Annotated in this window: 1 protein-coding gene; it reads right to left on the reverse strand. The window is 68.1% G+C overall.

The features are described from left to right. On the reverse strand, positions 1-975 hold a 975-nt coding region (locus tag NNI01S_RS32960; protein WP_063025455.1), incomplete at its 3' end, for an IS481 family transposase. Between the last annotated feature and the right edge of the window lie 106 nt (positions 976-1,081).

Consider the following 1,081-nt stretch of genomic DNA (forward strand, 5'->3'; position numbering starts at 1 on the left):
GTTCTGTCCTGTGAGGTTGGGGACGCGGCTGGCTGGTGGGTGTCCGCCGAGTGCGGTGTGGTTGCGGTGGTGGTTGTAGGTGTGGAGCCAGTGGGTGAATTCTTGGCAGCGTTCGGTGTCGCTGCGGTAGGTGCGCGCGTAGGCCCATTCGTCGGCCAGGGTGCGGTGGAAGCGTTCGACCTTGCCGTTGGTTTGCGGCCGGTACGGGCGGGTGCGTTGGTGTGCCACCTCACCGAGCGCGTCGGCGAAGGCGCGTGACCGGTAGCAGGAACCGTTGTCGGACAACACTTTCCGTACGGTGATGCCGTTGGCGGTGAACCAGGCGTTCGCGCGGGTCCAGAACGCCGCGGCGGTGTCTTTGCGTTCGTCACCCAGCAGTTCGCTGTAAGCCAGCCGGGAGTGATCGTCCAGGGCGGTGTGCAGGTAGTGGTAGCCGATCACGGGATGCTGGTTGCGTCGTCGGCGGGTATGGGCGCGGGCGTTGCGGGCGCCGGTCGCACGGCCGACCGCGCGCCAGCCACCACCGTCGGGGATCTTTCCGAGTTTCTTCACATCCACGTGCACCAGATCTCCCGGTGCGGGGTGTTCGTAGCGGCGCACCACTCGCCCGGTGGCCCGATCCAGCCACCGCAGGCGCGCCAGCTGGTAGCGGGTCAGCACCCGGTGCACCGTCGAGGGGTGCAGGCCGAGCAGGTAGCCGATGCGGGCCGGGCCCCATCTGCGCAGGACTCGTAGTTTGATGATGCGGCGTTCGGTGCGTGTCGGGACCCGGCGCGGACTGCGGTGCGGGCGGCTGGACCGGTCGGTCATCGCGGCGGCGCCGCCCGCCCGGTATCGCTCAGCCCACCGTTTGGCGGTCGTGGCCGAGACCTGGAACCGTTCGGCCGCCCGCCGCAGCGGCCAACCGTCATCGACGACACAACGAGCAAGCCGCAACCGGCCCAGCTCCGACAACGGGGCGTTACGGTGGACCACGAAGACCTCCGACTGGTGAATGCGTTTGCTTGGCAGCTCGCACTTCACCCGGAGGTCTTCGCTATGTCAGCCCGACACGCCGTCACCAACGTCCATGGTCAGTACA

This window comes from Nocardia niwae NBRC 108934 = DSM 45340, from assembly GCF_001613465.1.
Lineage (GTDB): Bacteria > Actinomycetota > Actinomycetes > Mycobacteriales > Mycobacteriaceae > Nocardia > Nocardia niwae.